The organism is Variovorax sp. WS11, from assembly GCF_010499245.1.
Lineage (GTDB): Bacteria > Pseudomonadota > Gammaproteobacteria > Burkholderiales > Burkholderiaceae_C > Variovorax.
In genome coordinates, this window is the sequence record NZ_JAAGOW010000001.1 from 2,014,426 (window position 1) to 2,031,034 (window position 16,609).

Here is a 16,609-nt window from a genome sequence, read left to right on the forward strand (position 1 = left end):
GGGTCAGCGGACGAAGGCGGGGCGCTTCGGATCGAAGGTCCAGCCGGGGATCAGATATTGCATCGCGGCCGCGTCGTCGCGCGCGCCCAAGCCATGCTGCTTGTAGAGCTGGTGCGCTTTCTCGACCTCGGCCATGTCCAGCTCGACGCCCAGCCCGGGCTTCTTCGGCACCTGCACCAGGCCGCCTTCGATCTTCAACGGCTCCTTGGTGAGGCGCTGGCCGTCCTGCCAGATCCAGTGCGTGTCGATGGCAGTCACGCGCCCCGGCGCCGCGGCCCCCACGTGCGTGAACATGGCGAGCGAGACGTCGAAGTGGTTGTTGGAATGCGAGCCCCAGGTCAGCCCCCAGTCGCGGCAGCTCTGGGCCACGCGCACCGAGCCGGCCATGGTCCAGAAATGCGGGTCGGCCAGCGGGATGTCGACCGACTGCAGCGCCAGCGCATGGCTCAACTGCCGCCAGTCGGTGGCGATCATGTTGGTTGCGGTCGGCAGGCCGGTGGCGCGGCGGAACTCTGCCATCACCTCGCGGCCGGAGAAGCCCTCTTCCGCCCCGCAGGGGTCCTCGGCATAGGCGACCACGCCGCGCATGCGCTGGCCGAGGCGGATCGCATCCTTCAGGAGCCAGCCGCCGTTCGGGTCGAGCGTCACGCGCGCCTCGGGGAAGCGCTCGTGCAGCGCGACCACGGCATCGACTTCCTCGTCCCCGCGCAGCACGCCGCCCTTGAGCTTGAAGTCGTTGAAGCCGTAGCGGGCCTTGGCCGCCTCGGCCAGGCGCACGATGGCCTCGGGGGTCATCGCCTTCTCGTGGCGCAGGCGCGACCAGTCGTCGGCGGCATCGGCCTCGCGTGCGTACGGCAGGTCGGTCTTGTCGCGGTCGCCGACGTAGAAGAGGTAGCCAAGCATCTCCACCGCCTCGCGCTGCTGGCCCTCGCCGAGCAGCGCGGCCACCGGCACGTCCAGGTGCTGGCCCAGCAGATCGAGCAGCGCGGCCTCGATGGCCGTCGCCGCATGGATGGTGGTGCGCAGGTCGAAGGTCTGCAGGCCGCGGCCGCCGCTGTCGCGGTCGGCGAACTTCTTCTGCACTTGCTGCAGCACCCGCTGGTGGGCGCCGATGGGCTGGCCGACGACCAGCTCGCGCGCGTCTTCCAGCGTCTGGCGGATCTTCTCGCCGCCGGGCACCTCGCCGACGCCGGTGCGGCCGGCGCTGTCGGTCAGCACCAGCAGGTTGCGGGTGAAGAAGGGGCCGTGGGCGCCGCTCAGGTTGAGCAGCATGCTGTCGCGGCCGGCGACCGGGATTGCGCGCAGTTCGGTGATGACGGGGGTGGTGTTGTTGGACATGGGGGCCTCAATCAATCGATGGTGATCTTGCCGGTCTCGATGACTTTCTTCCAGCGATCAAACTCTTGTTTCTGAAAGCTTGCAAACTGGGCCGGCGTGTTGCCGACCACTTCGAGCCCGATGGAGTTGAACTGCTGCTTGACCGCCGGCTCGTTGAGCGCCGCCACCATCGCCTCGCTGGCCTTGGTGCGCACGGCCGGGGGCAGGCCCTTCGGCGCGACGATGGCTTGCCACGAATACACCTCGACGTTCTTCACGCCGGCTTCGGCCATGGTGGGCACGTCGGGCAGCACCGGCGAGCGCTTCGCGCCGGTCACCGCCAGCGCCTTGAGCTTGCCGCTCTTGATGTGCTGGAACACCGCGTTGACGTTCTGGAAGGACGCCTCGACTTGGCCGCCGAGCAGGTCGGTGATGGCCGGCGCGCCGCCCTTGTAGGGCACATGCAGGCCGGTGGTGCCGGTCTCCTGCCAGAACAGCTCGGCCGTGAGGTGATCGCTGGAGCCGTTGCCGGAGGAAGCGAAGGTCGTCTTGCCGGGGTTCTTCTTCTCGTGGGCGATCACGTCGGCCACCGTCTTGTGCGGCGAGTTGGCCGGCACCACCAGCACGTTGGGCGCCTGCACCGCCACGGTGATCAGGTCGAAATCCTTCAGCGCGTCGTACTGCAGGCCCTTGATCAGGTGCGGCGCGATCACCAGCGGCCCGAGCGAGGTGACCAGGAAGCTGGAGCCGTCCGCGGCGGCGCGCTTGACCTGGGTCGCGCCGATGGTGCCGGTGGCGCCGGCCTTGTTGTCCACCAGGAAAGGCTGGCCGAGCTTCTCGGCGAGCTTGGGGGTGATGGCGCGCGCCACCATGTCGGTCGAGCCGCCGGCCGGGAAGGGGACAACCAGCGTCACTGGTTTCTGGGGCCATTCCTGGGCTTGGGCGAGGCAGGCCGTCAGGCCGATGGCTAGGGCGCCGAGCAGTTTCTTCATTGGGCTTGTCTCCGGAAAAATATCAAAAGGGGAGGATCTCCACCTGGGCGCGGACGCGTGGTAGCGCTACCGTGGAATGACGTGAATGGTAGCGCTACCGTTTTCGACGTCAAGTGCCAATTGCTAAGGGTTTCTACGGATCAGGCGCTGGCCCGCTCGACGATCGAGAAGCCGATGTCCACCACCCGCTCGGCCACCGCGCGCCCCTCGGCGCGCTCCACGATGAAACGCGCCGCCTGTCGCCCGATGGCTGTGCTGTCGATGCGCACCGTGCTGAGGGCTGGATGCAGGTCGGCCGCGAACTCCAGGTCGCCGAAGCCGACCACGGCCAGCTGCTGCGGCACCGCGATGCCGCGCGCCTGGGCCTCGGTCATCACGCCCAGGGCGAGCAGGTCGGAGCTGCAGAACACTGCATCGATGCTAGGGGTGCCGGCGAGCAACTCGCCCAGCGCGCGGCGCCCGCTCCCGAGCGTGGTCGGCGCGGGGACGTAGATCAGCGGCACCTCGGGCAGGCCGGCGGCGCGGGCCGCGTCGCAAAACGCCTGATGGCGCCGCCGCGAGCGTTCGTCATCCCCGGCAACCACCGCCAGTCGGCGGTGGCCCTTGGCGTGCAGGAAATCGACCACCGCGCGTCCCACTTCGGCATGCGAGAAGCCCACCAGCATGTCCAGCGGCGTGGGCGTGAGGTCCCAGGTCTCGACCACCGGGATGCCGGCGGCCAGCAGGCGCCGCCGGCCTTCGGCCGAATGGAGGATGCCGGTCAGCACGATGCCGTCGGGCCGGCGGCCGATGATGGCTTCGAGCAGCGCGTCCTCGCGCGACTCGGCATAGCCGCTCTGGCCCAGCATCAGCTGGTAGCCGTGCTCGGCCAGCGCCTCGGTGAGCGATTGCACGGTCTGCAGGAACACCGGCCCGGCGATCGTCGGCACGACCGCGGCCACCAGCCGACTGCGCGTCGAGGCCAGCCCGCCGGCCATCACGTTGCGCACGTAGCCCGTGCGGGCGACGGCATCCGTCACCTTCCTGAGCACCTCGGGCGAGACCTGGGCCGGCGTGTTGAGCGCCCGCGACGCCGTGATGGGCGCGACGCCGGCCAGCTTGGCCACGTCGTGCAGCGTGACGGCGCCGCTGCCACGGCGGCTGCGGCGTGCGGGAGGAGCCTCGGCTTTCATTCGGGCGATTCTAGAGCGGCGATAGCGCTACCGTCATGCGCTGCTGCACAGGCTTGGCGACGAGGGTCGGGTGGCGCCGGAGCCTCCTTTCGGCTAGTGCTTCTGGTGAATGCTTCTGTTTGCAACACGCAGTAGAGTCAATGCTCACCTAGGGGATCGGACGCCATGGCCAAGCAGATCTACATCACGCGACTCGGGGCTTGCAATCGGAGCGGGCGGCCGGTCGGCGCGGCCTGAATGCCATGGACAGCCTTGCCACCCTTACCCTGCCCGTCGCGCCCGACCCAGCGACCGTGAGCAGCGACTGGCCCACGCAGCAGGCTGGCTGGGCCGAGTTCGAACGCGACGGCGCGCGCGCCCTGCCCGAAGGCCTGCGCCTGCACGACTACGAGATCGTCGGGCCGATCGGCGAAGGCGGCTTCGGCGTCGTCTACCTGGCCTGGGACCACGTGCAGGAGTGCCACGTCGCGATCAAGGAATACCTGCCGGCCGTGCTGGCCGCACGCGCCAGCGCCTCCAACGCGGTGGTCGTCAAGTCGCCGCGCCACCAGGACAGCTTCCGCATCGGGCTGCGCGCCTTCGTCAACGAAGCGCGCATACTGGCTCGCTTCGACCACCCCTCGCTGGTGCGCGTGCTGCAGCACTGGGAAGACAACGGCACGGCCTACATGGCGATGCCCTACTACCAGGGCCCGACGCTGGCACACGCGCTGGCCGAGCTGGGGCGCCCCCCCGAGGAGGCCGAGCTGCGCGCGTGGCTGCGGCCGCTGCTCGACGCGCTCGGCACGATGCACGCGCTGAGCTGCTTCCACCGCGACGTCGCGCCCGACAATATCCTGCTCACCGACACCGGCCCCGTGCTGCTGGACTTCGGCGCCGCGCGGCGCGTGATCGACAGCGCCGGGCAGTCGTCGGCCGTGGTGTTCAAGCCCGGCTTCACGCCCATCGAGCAGTACGGCGAACTCGCCTCGATGCGGCAGGGGCCCTGGACCGATCTGTATGCGCTGGCGGCGGTGGTGTATGCCGCGATCACCGGACAGCCGCCGATCTCGTCGATGGAACGCATGCCGGACGACCCCCTGCAGCCGCTGCGCGAACTCGCGCACGGCCGCTATGGCGAGCGTTTCGTGACCGTCATCGACGCGGCGCTGTCGGTGCTTCCGCAGGACCGCCCGCAGAGCGCGGCCGAGTTCGCGGCCCGGATGGGCGCCGATGCCCCGGCGTGCGAGACGGGCGGCGATGCCGCGGCCTGCGCGCCCAGCGAGCCGCCGGCGGTGGAGGTTGCGAAGGCGCCGGCGCTGCACGCCTCGGCCCGGAGTTTCGTGCCTGCGATCGCCCGGCCGCCAATGTCCAGAGTCCAGTTCTTTGCGGCGATGCCGCCGCGCCCGCGCACGACGCCGGCGCGCCGCAACCGCTTCAAGCTCCCGGCGCTGGCGGCGACGGCGGCCGTGCTGGTCGGCTTGGTGACCGCCGGGCACTACCGCATCGGCGATCCGACCCGGACAGAACCGCCGATGGCCGTGCTGGCCACCTTGCCTGCGACGGCCGCGGTAGCGCCGGCGGCCGCGGCTGCGGTTGCGGTTGCGGCGCCCACGGCCCCTACTGTGCGGGTGGCAGCGATCCCACCGGCGACACCGGCACCTGCGCCGGCCCAGGTGCAGCCCCTGCGCGTTGTCGCCGTGCCATCGGCGCCGCTGGATGCACCGGAGCCTGCCGCGATCGTCGAGGCCTTGCCATCGCCTGGCCGCGCTGCGCTGCCGGCCGTCGCAGCTGCACCGGCGCGCGTCGATCCTTTGTCCGCCAAGGCGTCGCGCGCTCCAGTCCAGGCGTCGCGCCAGCCCATGGAGCCGACGCGGCCGGCCCGGCGCGAGACGCGCATGCCGGCGGCCGAGCCGCCGATCAGCGTGGTAGCCGAGGCCGCGCCGGCTCGCAACGGCCATTGCAGCGAGCTGCTGCTGCGCGCCTCACTCGAACCTCTGGGCGCCGGGGAGGCGGCCGTTCTGAAAAAGGGATGCGAATGATGACCTCGACCTTCACCCGCTGCCGCGGGGCCCTGTCCCTGTCCGCCGTCCTGCTGCTCGTGGCTGGCCTCGCCGGCCTGGCCGGCTGCGCGACCTCCGCGCCGCCGCCGCCCTCCAAGGCCGAGCTGCCCTTCGACCAGGCCGTCGCCCAGGCCACCGACGGGCTGGTCATGCAGACGCCGAAGCAGCCGGCCCTGATCGCGCGGATGAGCGCCAAGCGCGGCGTGGTGCTCGACCCGATGATCGATGCCCGCAGCGCTCAGCAGACCGTCGCGACGCAGCAGCTGCAGGAGCGGGTCAGCGAGCGCATCGGCTCGAAGCACGAGTCGATGGAGATCCTGCCTTTCCACCGCGCGAACCTGGCCAAGGCCCGCTACCTGCTCACCGGCACCATGACGCGGCTGTCGGTCGAGCAGGCGCGCAGCCCGCTGCGCATCGACCTGGCGTTGACCGAGCTGGCCAGCGGCATGGTGGTGGCCCAGTCCTCGGTGGTGGCGCGCGACGACGGGCTGGACCACACGCCGCTGCCCTACTACCAGGACACGCCGGTGCCCCTCAAGGACCCGATCATCGAAAGCTACGTGCGCACCACCGCCACGCCGGCGGGCCAGCGGGCCGACCCGTACTACCTGGAGCGCATCGCTGTCGCACCGGTGATCAAGGACGCCACCACGCACTACAACGCCGAGCGCTACCAGGACGCGCTGACGCAGTACAACAGCGCCGCCGGCGGCACGGCCAGCGACGCCCAGCTGCGCGTGCTCAACGGCATCTACCTGAGCTCGGCCAAGCTGGGCCGCACGGCCGAGGCCGAGCAGGCATTCGGCAGGATCGTCGCCTACGGCATCGCCCAGCAGCAGCTGGGCGTGAAGTTCCTGTTCAATCCGGGCGGTACCGCCTTCTGGTCCGACGCCAAGGTCAGCGGCCCCTACCCCATGTGGCTGCGCGAGATCGCCAAGGCCAGCGCCGGTGCCAATGTCTGCATGGACATCGTCGGCCACACCAGCCGCACGGGCCCGGCGGCCTTCAACGACACGCTGTCGGTGCAGCGGGCGCGCTACATCCGGCAGCGGCTCATCGGCGAAGCCATGGAGCTGAGCGATCGCACCAAGACCAGCGGCAAAGGCTTTCGCGAGAACATCATCGGCAGCGGCACCGACGACGCGGTCGACGCGCTGGACCGCCGGGTCGAGTTCAGGATCGTGGGCTGCGGCTGAGCGCCGCGGTCTTCATGCGCGAGGACCTGGCCTGCGCCGAATGGCCCTGCGCTGCCGCCCCCCGCCGCGCGGGGGCGCTCAGGCAACGTAGCGCACGCGCCGGTTCGACAGCTTCACCAGCAGCTCGTCAGCCACCTCGACTGCGCGGTGTTCCATGACCGCGACCGGATAGCTGCCGATCACGATGTTGTCGAAGCTGACGGTGGCATAGCTGAATTCGCGGCCCAGGGCGGCCGCCGCATCCTGCAGGCACTGGGCCACCGTGGGCAGCCCTTCGCGCGCATAGCGACGGGTGCCATCGCCGATGCCGATGTACGAGTTGAAGTTTCGCTCGCCGCGTTTCGTGATTTCGACGGCAGGTTGCATTGCTGTTCTCCCAGAGTTCGCTGGGGCGATTCTGGCGAGCAGGCGGCCCGTGCGGAACTGGCCATTGGTCTAATTTTGCCGCCTGGATCCTTCATCTTGAGGAGGCCGCCCGGCCTGGGCGGCCTCCTCCTTACTCAGCTGCGGGCGCGCGCCTGGTCGCGCAGCATCTTCACCTGGTCGTGGTTGCGCTGCGCGCCGGCCGCCTGCCGCTCGACCACGCCACGCACATCGGCCGGCAGGTTGTACTTCAGGGCCTTGCGATAGCGCGCCATGGCCGCGTCCTCGCCGCGCTCGCATTCCTCGAGCATCGAGAGATCGCTGTTGGCGCCCACCATCCCCTTCACATGCACCCAGCCGCGGTGCATCGCGCCGGTGGTGGTGCCGCCCTGGGCCGGCTTGCCGCCTTGCGCCTGGATCAGCTGCGAGAGCTCGCTGGCAGCTTGCGCGCAGGATGAGGCGCGGTCGCTGAACAAGCGCTTCATCTCGGGCGATTTCACCTCCTCCGCGCAGGTGCGAAAGCCGTATTCGCCGTCGCGCGCGTTCTCGAGCAGGTCGTTCAGGATGTCCACCACCTCGCCGGCGGCCAGGACTTCGGTATCCACTGCCATGAAAGTACTCCTTGGAATCAGCGGTCCCCGACGCGGGAACGCTTGCTGGTGCTTTCATGATTGAGGGCTGAGGCGCCCGCCGCGTCAGCCTCGCCTGACGGCGCCTGTAGGGCGGTGCCGCCCGCGCGGCTCAGGCCGCAGGCCGTTGCCCGGGTACAGATCTCGCACCAGCAAGAACGCGACCTCCAACTCGCCTTGCGCATGCGCCGAAGCTGCTTCCCTCAGCAGCGCCTCAACGAAGCTCGGGTCGCGATGAGCCCGGGCGCTCACGGTCTTCGTGTAGCTGCGGGTCAGCGGCGCGGGACGTCTCCTGGTCATGCCGGTTCCAGACCGATCACGAGCCGCTGGCCAAGGAGGCCAATCGCTTCGGCAATGCGGGGGAGCTTCGAACCGTAGTGCGGGTCAAGCAGCCGGCGCACCTCCTTCTCATTCACGCCGAGCTGCTTGGCCAGTTGCATCTTGCTGATGCCCGCTTCTCGCATCGCCACGCACAGCGCAGCTTTCGCCATTGTTTCGGCCGGCGGAGCGACCAGCCGTTCGTGACGCCGGGCTTTGCTCGGCTCGGGAAAGTCGATGCCATTGATCATGTAGGTGGCGAACACCTCGTCCATTGCATCGGCTGCTTGTGCCAGCGCGTCATGCTCGTCCTCGCCCTGCGTGACAAGTTGGGGCAGGTCACGAGAGGTGACGACAAAACCACCCTCTTCGGCCGGCGTGAGCAATACGGGATATTGGAAGCGTTTCATTGGAGCACCTCACAGGTCGCTTGGTTTGATTCCGAGCTGGCTGCACATTGCATGGAACATGCCGGTCTTCAAGCCGCGCCGTAATAAAGCGTTTGATGGCTTCCTTTGCCGCGCGAAGCATTCAACGTTACGCGCACTCGTCGCGCCTTTCCGAGCATCTTCAATTTGCGGATGAATTCGTTGCCGGTCACTTGTTCAATTCTCGGACGAAAACGTCCGTTTGGAAAGCCCTGTGCGGACGAGCGGGCCGGAGCATCGAGGACGCTAGGCCCCAAGGCCGTTGACGCTGAGTTTCGCGGCCATTGCCCAAAGGGCGCGGCGCGAAATGATAGGCGAAGCCCACGCCTACTCCCTTCGCGCTAGACCGTATTGCGAATAGCCTGCCCCCCACCCCCCTCCTAGACTCGCCCCCGACGAGGTCTGAGGGGCGCGCACTTCGCGCGTCGGCGGCACGCGAGCGCGGGCCGCGACGACCGCGCGCGGGGGTCGAATGCAAAGTCTTTCGGGGTTCGGACGGGCGCACCTTGCGCGCAGGTGGATCGGCGCAGGAGCTCTCGGAATCGCGTCGTTGTTTGGCGGCCCATGGGCGCTGGCACAGGCGCCCGATGCCGAGGCCGCGGCCAGCAAGCAGGAACAGGCGCGGCTTGCCGACACCGACACGCTGCTCGCGCTCAGCAACGACGGCGCCTTGCTCTACGGGCAGGACAGTCCCAAGCTCTCGGGCTACCAGTACTGCAGCCAGGCCGTGGCGCTGGCCGAGGCGGGCGAGTTCCGCCAGAGCGTGCGGGCGGCGAGCAAGGCGTTGCACCTGGCCAACACCACGCGCGACCCCAACCTGCTCGCGATGGCCAACCGCGACCTCGCCATCGTCTACAGCTATTCCGGCCAGTTGGAGAAGGCCGAGGAATTCGCGCGCGAAGCGCTTAAGCATGAGGCCCGCGACCCCAAGCTCGTCGTCGGGCCGGCGAACAAGGTCATCGGCGACGTGCAGACGCGGCGCGGCGACTACGCCGGCGCGGTCGCCACCTACGAGACCGCGCTGGCCAACAGCTCGGAGCGCTACGCGCCGCTGGTGCAGTCCTCGCTGGTCAATGCCTTGATCGAATCGGGCGATACCTCGCGCGCGCGGCAGCTGCTCGGCACACTGCCGACGCCGCGCGAGGCGCCGCTGGCCGCGCAGCTGGAGCGCACCCGCGCGCGGCTGCTGCTGGCCGAGAACAAGCCGGCCGAGGCGCGCGATCTCTACATGCAGCTGACCACGCGCGCCGTCGGCACCGACAGCGGCTACTACCGGCTCTGGGCCTGGGACGGCGTGGCGCGCAGCGAGCTTGCGCTGGGGCAGAAGCAGGCGGCGGCCGACGCGGTGGGCCGCGCGCTCGGCAGCGTCGATGCGGTGCGCGCGAAGTTCCGCAGCGAGGAATTCAAGATGGGCCTGTTCTCCGACCTGCAGTCGGTGTTCGAGCGCGGGGTCGGCCTCTACAGCGATGTGGGCGATTCACGCCAGGCCTTCGAGCTCAGCGAGCGCAGCCGTTCGCGCGCGCTGCTGGACGCGGTGCGCGGCCGGGCGCGGCTGAACAGCGAGGCGGCCGCGACGGTGGACCTGGCGACGCTGCAGCGCACGCTGGCGCCGGACGAGCGCGTGCTGCAGTTCCATGCGCTGCCCGACCGCCTGCAGGCCTGGGTGGTGAGCCCGACCGGCATCGAGGCCAAGAGCATCGCGATCAAGCGCGACGACCTCATCGAGCTGGTCGAGACCTTCCGCAACTCGGTGGTGCGCGGGCGGCGCGCCGCCATCGGCAATGCCGACAAGCTGGGCGCCGCGCTGATCGGCCCGCTGGGCCTGAAGGCCGGCGAGCGCCTGGTGATCGTGCCGCACGGCCCCTTGCACTACCTGCCCTTCCAGGCGCTGCGCGTCGACGGCCGCTACCTGATCGAGACCCACCCGGTCTCCGTCGCGCCGTCGATGAGCATCGCGGTGCAGCTGGCGCAGCGCTCGCCCCGCGTTGAAGCAGTGCTCACCGCCTTCGGCAATCCACGCATCGAGGACAAGTACGACCTGCCGGGCGCCGAGACCGAGGTCAAGCAGCTGGCCCGGCTGTTCCCGCGCAACAGCGTCTACATGGGCGCTGCCGCCACCAAGACGCAGTTCCGCGACGTCGCCGCGCGCGCGCCGCTGATGCACGTGGCCGCCCATGCCGAGGCCGACCAGGTCGACCCGCTCTATTCGCGCATCCTGCTGGCCAACGAGGACGGCAAGCAGAACTTCCTGGAGGCGCACGAGATCCTGGGCCTGCCGATGCAGGGCAGCGCGCTGGTCACGCTCTCGGCCTGCGAGTCGGGCCTGGGCCGCGTCGCGCAGGGCGACGAGGTGCTGGGCTTCACACGCTCCTTTCTGTCGGCGGGCACCAGCAGCCTGATCTCCTCGCTGTGGCCGGTCTCGGACGACGCCACCGCCATCCTGATGGGCACGCTCTACGCCGAACTGGCCAAGGGCAGGGACATCCAGCAGGCCATGCAGGCCGGGCAGCTGGCCGTATTGAAGGAACCCCGCATGTCGCATCCCTTCTTCTGGGCCCCGTTCAACCTGATCGGCAACTGGCGGCTCAAGGTGGGGAGCCCGGCATGAGGGGGGCGAACGCACGGTCGAGGCCCTCGCAGATCCGCCCTGTCGCACTCGCCGCCTCGTCGCTCGTGGTGGTGGCGCTGGCGCTGGCCGCCTCGCGTGTCCACGCAGCCGGCGATGCGCCCGTCACGCTCGCGCCCACCAAGGACCCGTGCGGCAGCTGCGACCGCCCCGTGGCCCAGGCACCCGCCGCGCCGCAGGGCCTGCCGGCGCCGCCCGCGCCGGTGGCCAGCTTCCGGCTCAACGACCTGCGGCTCAACGGAGCGCGGGCGCTCAGCAGCGAGGAGCTGCAGGCCATCACGCGCCCCTACATCGGCCGCGAGGTCACGCTGGCCGACCTGGAGTCGCTCGCGCAGGCCATCACCGCCAGGTACCGCGAGCGCGGCTATTTCCTCGCGCAGGCCGTCGTGCCGGTGCAGACGGTGCAGGGCGGCGTGGTCGAGATCAGCGTGATCGAAGGCCGGCTCGGCAAGGTCGAGGTGGTGGTCGCCCCCGATGCGCCCATCAGCGAGGAACGCGTGCGCGCCTTCCTCGCGCCGGTGCAGTCCGGCGAGGCGATCCACGGCCAGCGCTACGAGCGCGCGATGCTGCTGCTGTCGGACCAGCCCGGCATTCGCGTCTCCTCCGGCCTGCAGGAAGGCACCCAGCCCGGCACCACCGACCTGACGGTCGAGGTTGCGGCCGGCCCGCGCTGGGTCTTCAGCGCCGAGGCCGACAACCACGGCACCAAGGAGTCGGGCCGCTACCGCGTGGGCGGCACGGCGCGCTGGCTCAGCCCGGCCGGCATCGGCGACAACCTCGATCTGCGCGCGATGGTGTCGGACGACGGCCTCTGGTTCGGTCGCGCTTCCTACGAGGCGCCCATCGGCGCGAGCGGCCTGCGCGCCGGCATCGGCCTGGCGCGCGTGCGCTACGAGCTGGGCGGCCAGTTCGCCGACCTGGATGCGCGAGGCCGCGCCGATGTGTTCGACGTCTCGCTCAACTACCCGCTGATCCGCCAGCGCCAGCAGAACCTGTTCCTGCGCCTGTCGGCCGACCACAAGAAACTCGAGGACGAGTTCGGAGCGGTGAACCTCACCTCCGACAAGCGCATCCGCGGCCTCGGCCTGGGCTGGTCCTGGGAGCGGCGCGACGAGATGCTGGGCGGCGGCTACTGGGCGAGCTCCGGCACGCTCTACCACGGCAAGCTCGACATCCGCGATCCGCAGACCCTGGCCTTCGACCAGGGCATCGGCGGCCATCGCACCGACGGCGGCTTCACCAAGGCGAGCTTCCTGTTCTCGCGGCTGCAGTCGATCATCCCGCGGCACTCGCTGTTTCTCTCGGTGGGCGGCCAGTGGGCCAACAAGAACCTCGATGCCTCGGAGAAGCTGGCGCTCGGTGGCGCCCGTGCGGTGCGGGCCTACCCTTCGGGCGAGGTGCTGGCCGACGAGGGCTGGATCGGCACGGTCGAATGGCGCTGGTCCTACAACGAAGAGTTCACGCCCTTCGTGTTCTACGACGCGGCCCGCGGCAAGCTCACGCGCGATCCCACCCTCTTCGATGGCGAGAACAAGCTGAGCCTGCGGGGCTACGGCGTCGGCGTCTCATGGTCGCGGCCCGGCAACTTCTCCATCAACGCGACGCTCGCCTGGCGCGACGGCACCCGGCCGGCACAGACCGACGGCGGCGGCCGCAATCCACGGCTCTACGTGCAAGCACAGAAGGCCTTCTGACATGAACTCCCAACCGAAGCCGAGGCGAGCCGAGCGCACACGGCCTGCGCATTTCCCCTTGCGCCCGGTCGCGCTGGCCCTGGCCTGCATGAGCGTCGCGGCGCCCGCCCTGGCGCAGCTGCCGACGTGGAACAACTTCATCGTGCGCGGCGGCACCGTGGCAGTGGGCAGCGGGCCGGGCAACCTGCCGATCACGGCCGCCGGCGTGCCCTCGGCCGCGGGCACCATCCTGCCGATCACGCAGGGCACGGCGCGCGCCATCATCGACTGGCAGGGCTTCTCGATCGGGCCGGGCAACGCCGTCAACATCGCGCAGCAGGCGGGCCCGCGCAGCGTGCTGCTCAACCGCGTGACCGGCAACGACCTCTCCACCATCGCCGGCTCGATGACCGCCAACGGCCGCGTGTTCCTGGTCAACCCCAACGGCGTGCTGTTCGCGAGCGGCTCGGCGGTCAACGTCGGCGGGCTGGTCGCCTCCACGCTCAAGATGGGCACCAGCGACGCGGACTTCATGGGCGGCAGCGAGCGGCTGGTGTTCCAGCAAGAGGGCAACGTGCTGCGCACGGTCGAGAACCGCGGCAGCATCACCGCCGTCGGCGGCGGCACCGTCGCGCTGATCGGCGGGAGCGCCGGCAACAGCGGCAGCATGGTGGCGCAGGGCGGCACGGCCGCGCTGGTGTCGGCCGACACGGTGACGGTCGATTTCGCGGGCGACGGCCTCACCACCTTCAAGGTCTCGCCGGGCCTCTTCGGCAGCGTGAGCAACAACGGCCTGGTGCAGGCCGACGGCGGCCGCGTGGTGCTGATGACCACCGGTGGCAGCGAGGTGGGGCAGGGCGTGGTCAACAACCGAGGCGTGCTGCGCGCCGACACGCTGTCATCGCGCAACGGAGAGATCGTGCTCGACAGCGGCAGTTCGGCGGGCGGCGTCACCATCAACGGCGGCCTGCTCTCGGCCAGGGGCAACGAATCCGGACTGCAGGGCGGCACGATCGATGTCACCGGCCGCACCGTCCTGCTGCAGCCCTACGTGCCGCCGGTGGCGGCCGCGCTGGTTCCGCTGCCGAACGACAGCGGCATCGTCGACGCCAGCGGCGCGGCGGGCGGCGGGCGCATCCGGCTGCATGCCACGGCGGTGGGCGGCAACGCGCAGACCGGCGCCATCGCGGTTGCCGCCGGCAGCCGCATCAGCGCCGATGCCACGATCGCCGGCAACGGCGGCGACATCCGCCTGCTGGGAGAGCGCACGCTGCGCGCCTACGGCACGATCGCGGCGCGGGGAGGGCCGGCCGGCGGCAACGGCGGCTTCATCGAGACCTCCGGTGGCTATGCCGTGCCCGCCGGCGACAACAACGGCGGCATCGACCTCGCGGGCCTGAGCACCGATGCCTCCGCGCCGAACGGGACGGCCGGCCAGTGGATGGTCGATCCCTTCGATGTCACCATCGTCAACGGCGCCGCCTCCGGCACCCTGACCGGCAATCCCTTCGTGCCGGTCGCCACGTCGACCATTCAGGACGGCGACATCAACGCGGCGCTCAACGGCGGCACCAGCGTGCGCATCACCACCGGAGACCCGGGCGTCGGATCGGCGTTCCTCGGCGACATCGTCATGGACGACGTGCAGATCGAGTACACGGGCAACAAGGGCCCCCTCACCCTGCAGCTGGATGCCCACCGCAGCGTGCGCGGGAATACCGCCTCGGTGATCGCCTCGATCGGCGATCCGCTGAACGTGATCTTCAACGCCGACGTCAATGGCGCCGGCGCCGCAGTGGGCGGCGGCCTGGTCAGCTACAGCGGTGCGATCTACAGCAACGGCGGCAACGTCGTGATGCATGGCGCGTGGGCGAATGCCAGCAACGGCATGTGCAGCATCTGCCTGACGACGGCGCTGATCGACACACGCACCGGCAACCAGCAGCTGACGCCCGGCGTGCCCGGCGCGTACACCGGCGGCAGCGACGCGGGCCTGGGCGGCGCGGTGCAGCTGCGGGGCATCAGCACTCTCGGCGATACCTTCCAGACCAGCGTCGGCGCGGTCTACCTGCAGAACAGCACCATTAGCACCGCGACCGGCGACATCTCGATCTTCGGCAGCCACAGCACGGGCAGCGGCGTGCGGCTCGAGAACTTCCAGAGCGTCGGCACGCTCAGCACCACCAGCGGCAACATCTCCGTGACCGGCATCGGCACTTTCAACACCAACGTCGCGGGAGCCCCGGGACATGGCGTCGAGATCAACAGCGAGACGCTGCGCACCGCGAGCGGCAACATCACGGTGACCGGCCGCCGCCTGGCAGGCGGCCCGGTGGCCGGCTCGGGCGTGTTGCTGCAGGACGGCGCGCTGCTGCAGACCACCGGCGGCGGCGACATCGTCGTGACCGGGCAGTACGACGGCATCGGCGCCGGCGTGAACATCGCGCCCCCGGCGTCGACCACCTCAGGGCCGGGCGGGCAGATCGACGGCAGCCACAACGTGGTGCTGCGCGCAGTCAACGATGGCAGTACCGATGCGCTGGTCATCGGCGACACGGTGCACGCCGGCAATGCGCTCGACCTGCGGCCGGGCGGCGTCGACCTCGCAGGCAACGCGCTCGACCGAACCGACCTGCCGATCACCATCGGCAGCACCGTCAACACCGGCTTCGCGGTCTCGGCCGCCGAGCTCGGGCTGATCACCACGCCGACGCTGGTGGCCGGCAGCGACACGCACGCGGCCGACATCACCGTGGTGGGGCCCTTGGCGCTGGCCTCGGCGCTCACGCTGCACAACGGCGGAGGCGGCAACATCCGCCTCGCTGCACCCGTGTCCACGCCGCAGCTGGGCCTGCTGAGCGCGGGCGACATCACGCAGGCCGCGGGCACGGCCATCACGGCCGGCGCGCTGCTGGCGCGCTCCAGCGGCGGCAATGTGCTGCTCACCCAGCCGGGCAACAACGTCGCCGTGCTCGGCGGCGGCGCGGCCGGGCGCTTCGAATACACCGACGCCGATGCGCTGGCGCTGAGCTCGCCCGTGGTCACCAGCTTCAATGCCGCGACCAACCTGGCGCAGCCGGTGTTCGGCACGACCGTGAGCGCCGGCCGGGTCCTGGTGCGCACGCTGAGCGGCGACCTCTCGCTCGGCACCGACGTCACGAGCACCACCAGCACCGACCTGGTGGCGGCTGCGCGCTTCCAGAACCTGGGCGCCTACACCATCACCGGCGCGCCCTGGCGCGTGTGGGCCGACACCTGGGTCGGCGAAAGCCGCGGCGGGCTGTTCGGCTCGGGCCTGCTGCCCAACCTCTACCACTGTGCCTATTTGGGCCTGTGCACGGTAACGGTGACGGCCGCCGACAACCATTTCATCTACGCGCAGCAGCCCGCGGCAACGGTGCTGGTCCACAGCGTAGCGCGGCCCGGCGGCTTTCCCAATCCGCTGTTCACCTACAGCATCACGGGCCTGATCCTCGGCGACACCGGGGCGGGCTTCGCGGGCACGCTGAGCAGCCCGGCCACGACCTTCAGCTTGAGGGGCACGTACCCGATCAACGGCAGCTTCAGCTCGGCCGAGGGCTACGCGGTCACCGTGGTGCCGGGCGTGCTCACGGTGGGCGGGCTGGTGGAACTGATCAAGCCCGACCTGGTGCGCGACAACCCGAGCACCTGGCTCTATGACCGCAACATCGGGCCGACGCCCATCTGCCTGGCCACCGGACCGCTGGAAGGCGACCGTGCCGCGCAGGGCGGCGACGTGCTGGCGCGCGAATGGTCGCGCGTGCGCTCGCGGCCCAATCTCACGAACTGCATCGATACGGAGCGGCGCAATGGGTGTGGGGACTTCTGATTC

At 70.2% G+C, this 16,609-nt stretch carries 13 protein-coding genes; 5 read left to right on the forward strand and 8 right to left on the reverse strand.

All coding sequences use genetic code 11. From position 1 onward, the window contains the following. Positions 1 to 3: 3 nt before the first annotated feature. The 3 genes from gudD to GXN78_RS10040 form a co-directional block, all read right to left on the reverse strand. Positions 4 to 1,338 carry a glucarate dehydratase gene (gene gudD / locus GXN78_RS10030; RefSeq protein WP_106558928.1) on the reverse strand — a complete coding sequence of 445 codons (1,335 nt, stop codon included), beginning with the start codon at positions 1,336 to 1,338 and terminating at the stop codon, positions 4 to 6. 11 nt (positions 1,339 to 1,349) lie between these two features. Next, on the reverse strand, positions 1,350 to 2,309 hold the full coding sequence (locus tag GXN78_RS10035) for a tripartite tricarboxylate transporter substrate binding protein (protein WP_106558929.1): 960 nt from the start codon (positions 2,307 to 2,309) through the stop codon (positions 1,350 to 1,352). 140 nt (positions 2,310 to 2,449) lie between these two features. After that, positions 2,450 to 3,481 (reverse strand): LacI family DNA-binding transcriptional regulator, encoded by a 1,032-nt coding sequence (locus tag GXN78_RS10040; RefSeq protein ID WP_106558930.1) that lies wholly within the window; start codon positions 3,479 to 3,481, stop codon positions 2,450 to 2,452. A 242-nt stretch (positions 3,482 to 3,723) separates the two neighbouring features. Between GXN78_RS10040 and GXN78_RS10045 the strand changes: the two genes are divergently transcribed. Continuing rightward, positions 3,724 to 5,502 carry a serine/threonine-protein kinase gene (locus tag GXN78_RS10045; RefSeq protein ID WP_106558931.1) on the forward strand — a complete coding sequence of 593 codons (1,779 nt, stop codon included), beginning with the start codon at positions 3,724 to 3,726 and terminating at the stop codon, positions 5,500 to 5,502. Then, positions 5,499 to 6,719: an OmpA family protein gene (locus tag GXN78_RS10050; RefSeq protein WP_164255406.1), complete on the forward strand. Its 1,221-nt coding sequence runs from the start codon at positions 5,499 to 5,501 to the stop codon at positions 6,717 to 6,719. Before GXN78_RS10045 ends, GXN78_RS10050 begins: the two co-directional genes overlap by 4 nt. Before the next feature lie 78 nt (positions 6,720 to 6,797). On the opposite strand, the gene GXN78_RS10055 is transcribed toward GXN78_RS10050, so the two are convergent. The 5 genes from GXN78_RS10055 to GXN78_RS41905 form a co-directional block, all read right to left on the reverse strand. Then, a complete protein-coding gene (locus GXN78_RS10055) occupies positions 6,798 to 7,085 on the reverse strand; it encodes a hypothetical protein (protein WP_106558933.1) in 288 nt (95 codons plus the stop codon). Between the two features lie 134 nt (positions 7,086 to 7,219). Next, a complete protein-coding gene (locus GXN78_RS10060) occupies positions 7,220 to 7,693 on the reverse strand; it encodes a PA2169 family four-helix-bundle protein (RefSeq protein WP_106558934.1) in 474 nt (157 codons plus the stop codon). 84 nt (positions 7,694 to 7,777) lie between these two features. Then, positions 7,778 to 8,011, reverse strand: coding sequence for a hypothetical protein (locus GXN78_RS10065; RefSeq protein ID WP_106558935.1), 234 nt, complete (start codon positions 8,009 to 8,011; stop codon positions 7,778 to 7,780). Further along, the gene (locus GXN78_RS10070) at positions 8,008 to 8,439 is read right to left on the reverse strand and encodes a type II toxin-antitoxin system HicB family antitoxin (RefSeq protein ID WP_146163110.1); all 432 of its coding nucleotides are present in this window, start codon (positions 8,437 to 8,439) and stop codon (positions 8,008 to 8,010) included. The genes GXN78_RS10065 and GXN78_RS10070 overlap by 4 nt, the downstream gene beginning before the upstream one ends. A 68-nt stretch (positions 8,440 to 8,507) precedes the next feature. Beyond that, a complete protein-coding gene (locus tag GXN78_RS41905) occupies positions 8,508 to 8,630 on the reverse strand; it encodes a hypothetical protein (protein WP_258187061.1) in 123 nt (40 codons plus the stop codon). A gap of 377 nt (positions 8,631 to 9,007) precedes the next feature. Between GXN78_RS41905 and GXN78_RS10080 the strand changes: the two genes are divergently transcribed. From GXN78_RS10080 to GXN78_RS10090, 3 genes are read left to right on the forward strand one after another with little or no spacing between them, the layout of a single operon-like run. Beyond that, positions 9,008 to 11,065: a CHAT domain-containing protein gene (locus tag GXN78_RS10080; RefSeq protein ID WP_239142659.1), complete on the forward strand. Its 2,058-nt coding sequence runs from the start codon at positions 9,008 to 9,010 to the stop codon at positions 11,063 to 11,065. Then, positions 11,062 to 12,777, forward strand: coding sequence for a ShlB/FhaC/HecB family hemolysin secretion/activation protein (locus tag GXN78_RS10085; RefSeq protein WP_106558938.1), 1,716 nt, complete (start codon positions 11,062 to 11,064; stop codon positions 12,775 to 12,777). The genes GXN78_RS10080 and GXN78_RS10085 overlap by 4 nt, the downstream gene beginning before the upstream one ends. A gap of 1 nt (position 12,778) precedes the next feature. Beyond that, a complete protein-coding gene (locus GXN78_RS10090) occupies positions 12,779 to 16,606 on the forward strand; it encodes a filamentous hemagglutinin N-terminal domain-containing protein (protein ID WP_106558939.1) in 3,828 nt (1,275 codons plus the stop codon). The last annotated feature ends 3 nt before the right edge of the window (positions 16,607 to 16,609 follow it).

Bases quoted from the DNA above. Each gene is read 5' to 3' on its own strand.
- GXN78_RS10060 (WP_106558934.1), bottom strand. From the start codon at position 7,693: ATGGCAGTGGATACCGAAGTCCTGGCCGCCGGCGAGGTGGTGGACATC.
- GXN78_RS10065 (WP_106558935.1), bottom strand. From the start codon at position 8,011: ATGACCAGGAGACGTCCCGCGCCGCTGACCCGCAGCTACACGAAGACC.
- GXN78_RS10035 (WP_106558929.1), bottom strand. From the start codon at position 2,309: ATGAAGAAACTGCTCGGCGCCCTAGCCATCGGCCTGACGGCCTGCCTC.
- gudD (WP_106558928.1), bottom strand. From the start codon at position 1,338: ATGTCCAACAACACCACCCCCGTCATCACCGAACTGCGCGCAATCCCG.
- GXN78_RS10050 (WP_164255406.1), top strand. From the start codon at position 5,499: ATGATGACCTCGACCTTCACCCGCTGCCGCGGGGCCCTGTCCCTGTCC.
- GXN78_RS10090 (WP_106558939.1), top strand. From the start codon at position 12,779: ATGAACTCCCAACCGAAGCCGAGGCGAGCCGAGCGCACACGGCCTGCG.
- GXN78_RS10055 (WP_106558933.1), bottom strand. From the start codon at position 7,085: ATGCAACCTGCCGTCGAAATCACGAAACGCGGCGAGCGAAACTTCAAC.
- GXN78_RS10045 (WP_106558931.1), top strand. From the start codon at position 3,724: ATGGACAGCCTTGCCACCCTTACCCTGCCCGTCGCGCCCGACCCAGCG.
- GXN78_RS10085 (WP_106558938.1), top strand. From the start codon at position 11,062: ATGAGGGGGGCGAACGCACGGTCGAGGCCCTCGCAGATCCGCCCTGTC.
- GXN78_RS10040 (WP_106558930.1), bottom strand. From the start codon at position 3,481: ATGAAAGCCGAGGCTCCTCCCGCACGCCGCAGCCGCCGTGGCAGCGGC.
- GXN78_RS10070 (WP_146163110.1), bottom strand. From the start codon at position 8,439: ATGAAACGCTTCCAATATCCCGTATTGCTCACGCCGGCCGAAGAGGGT.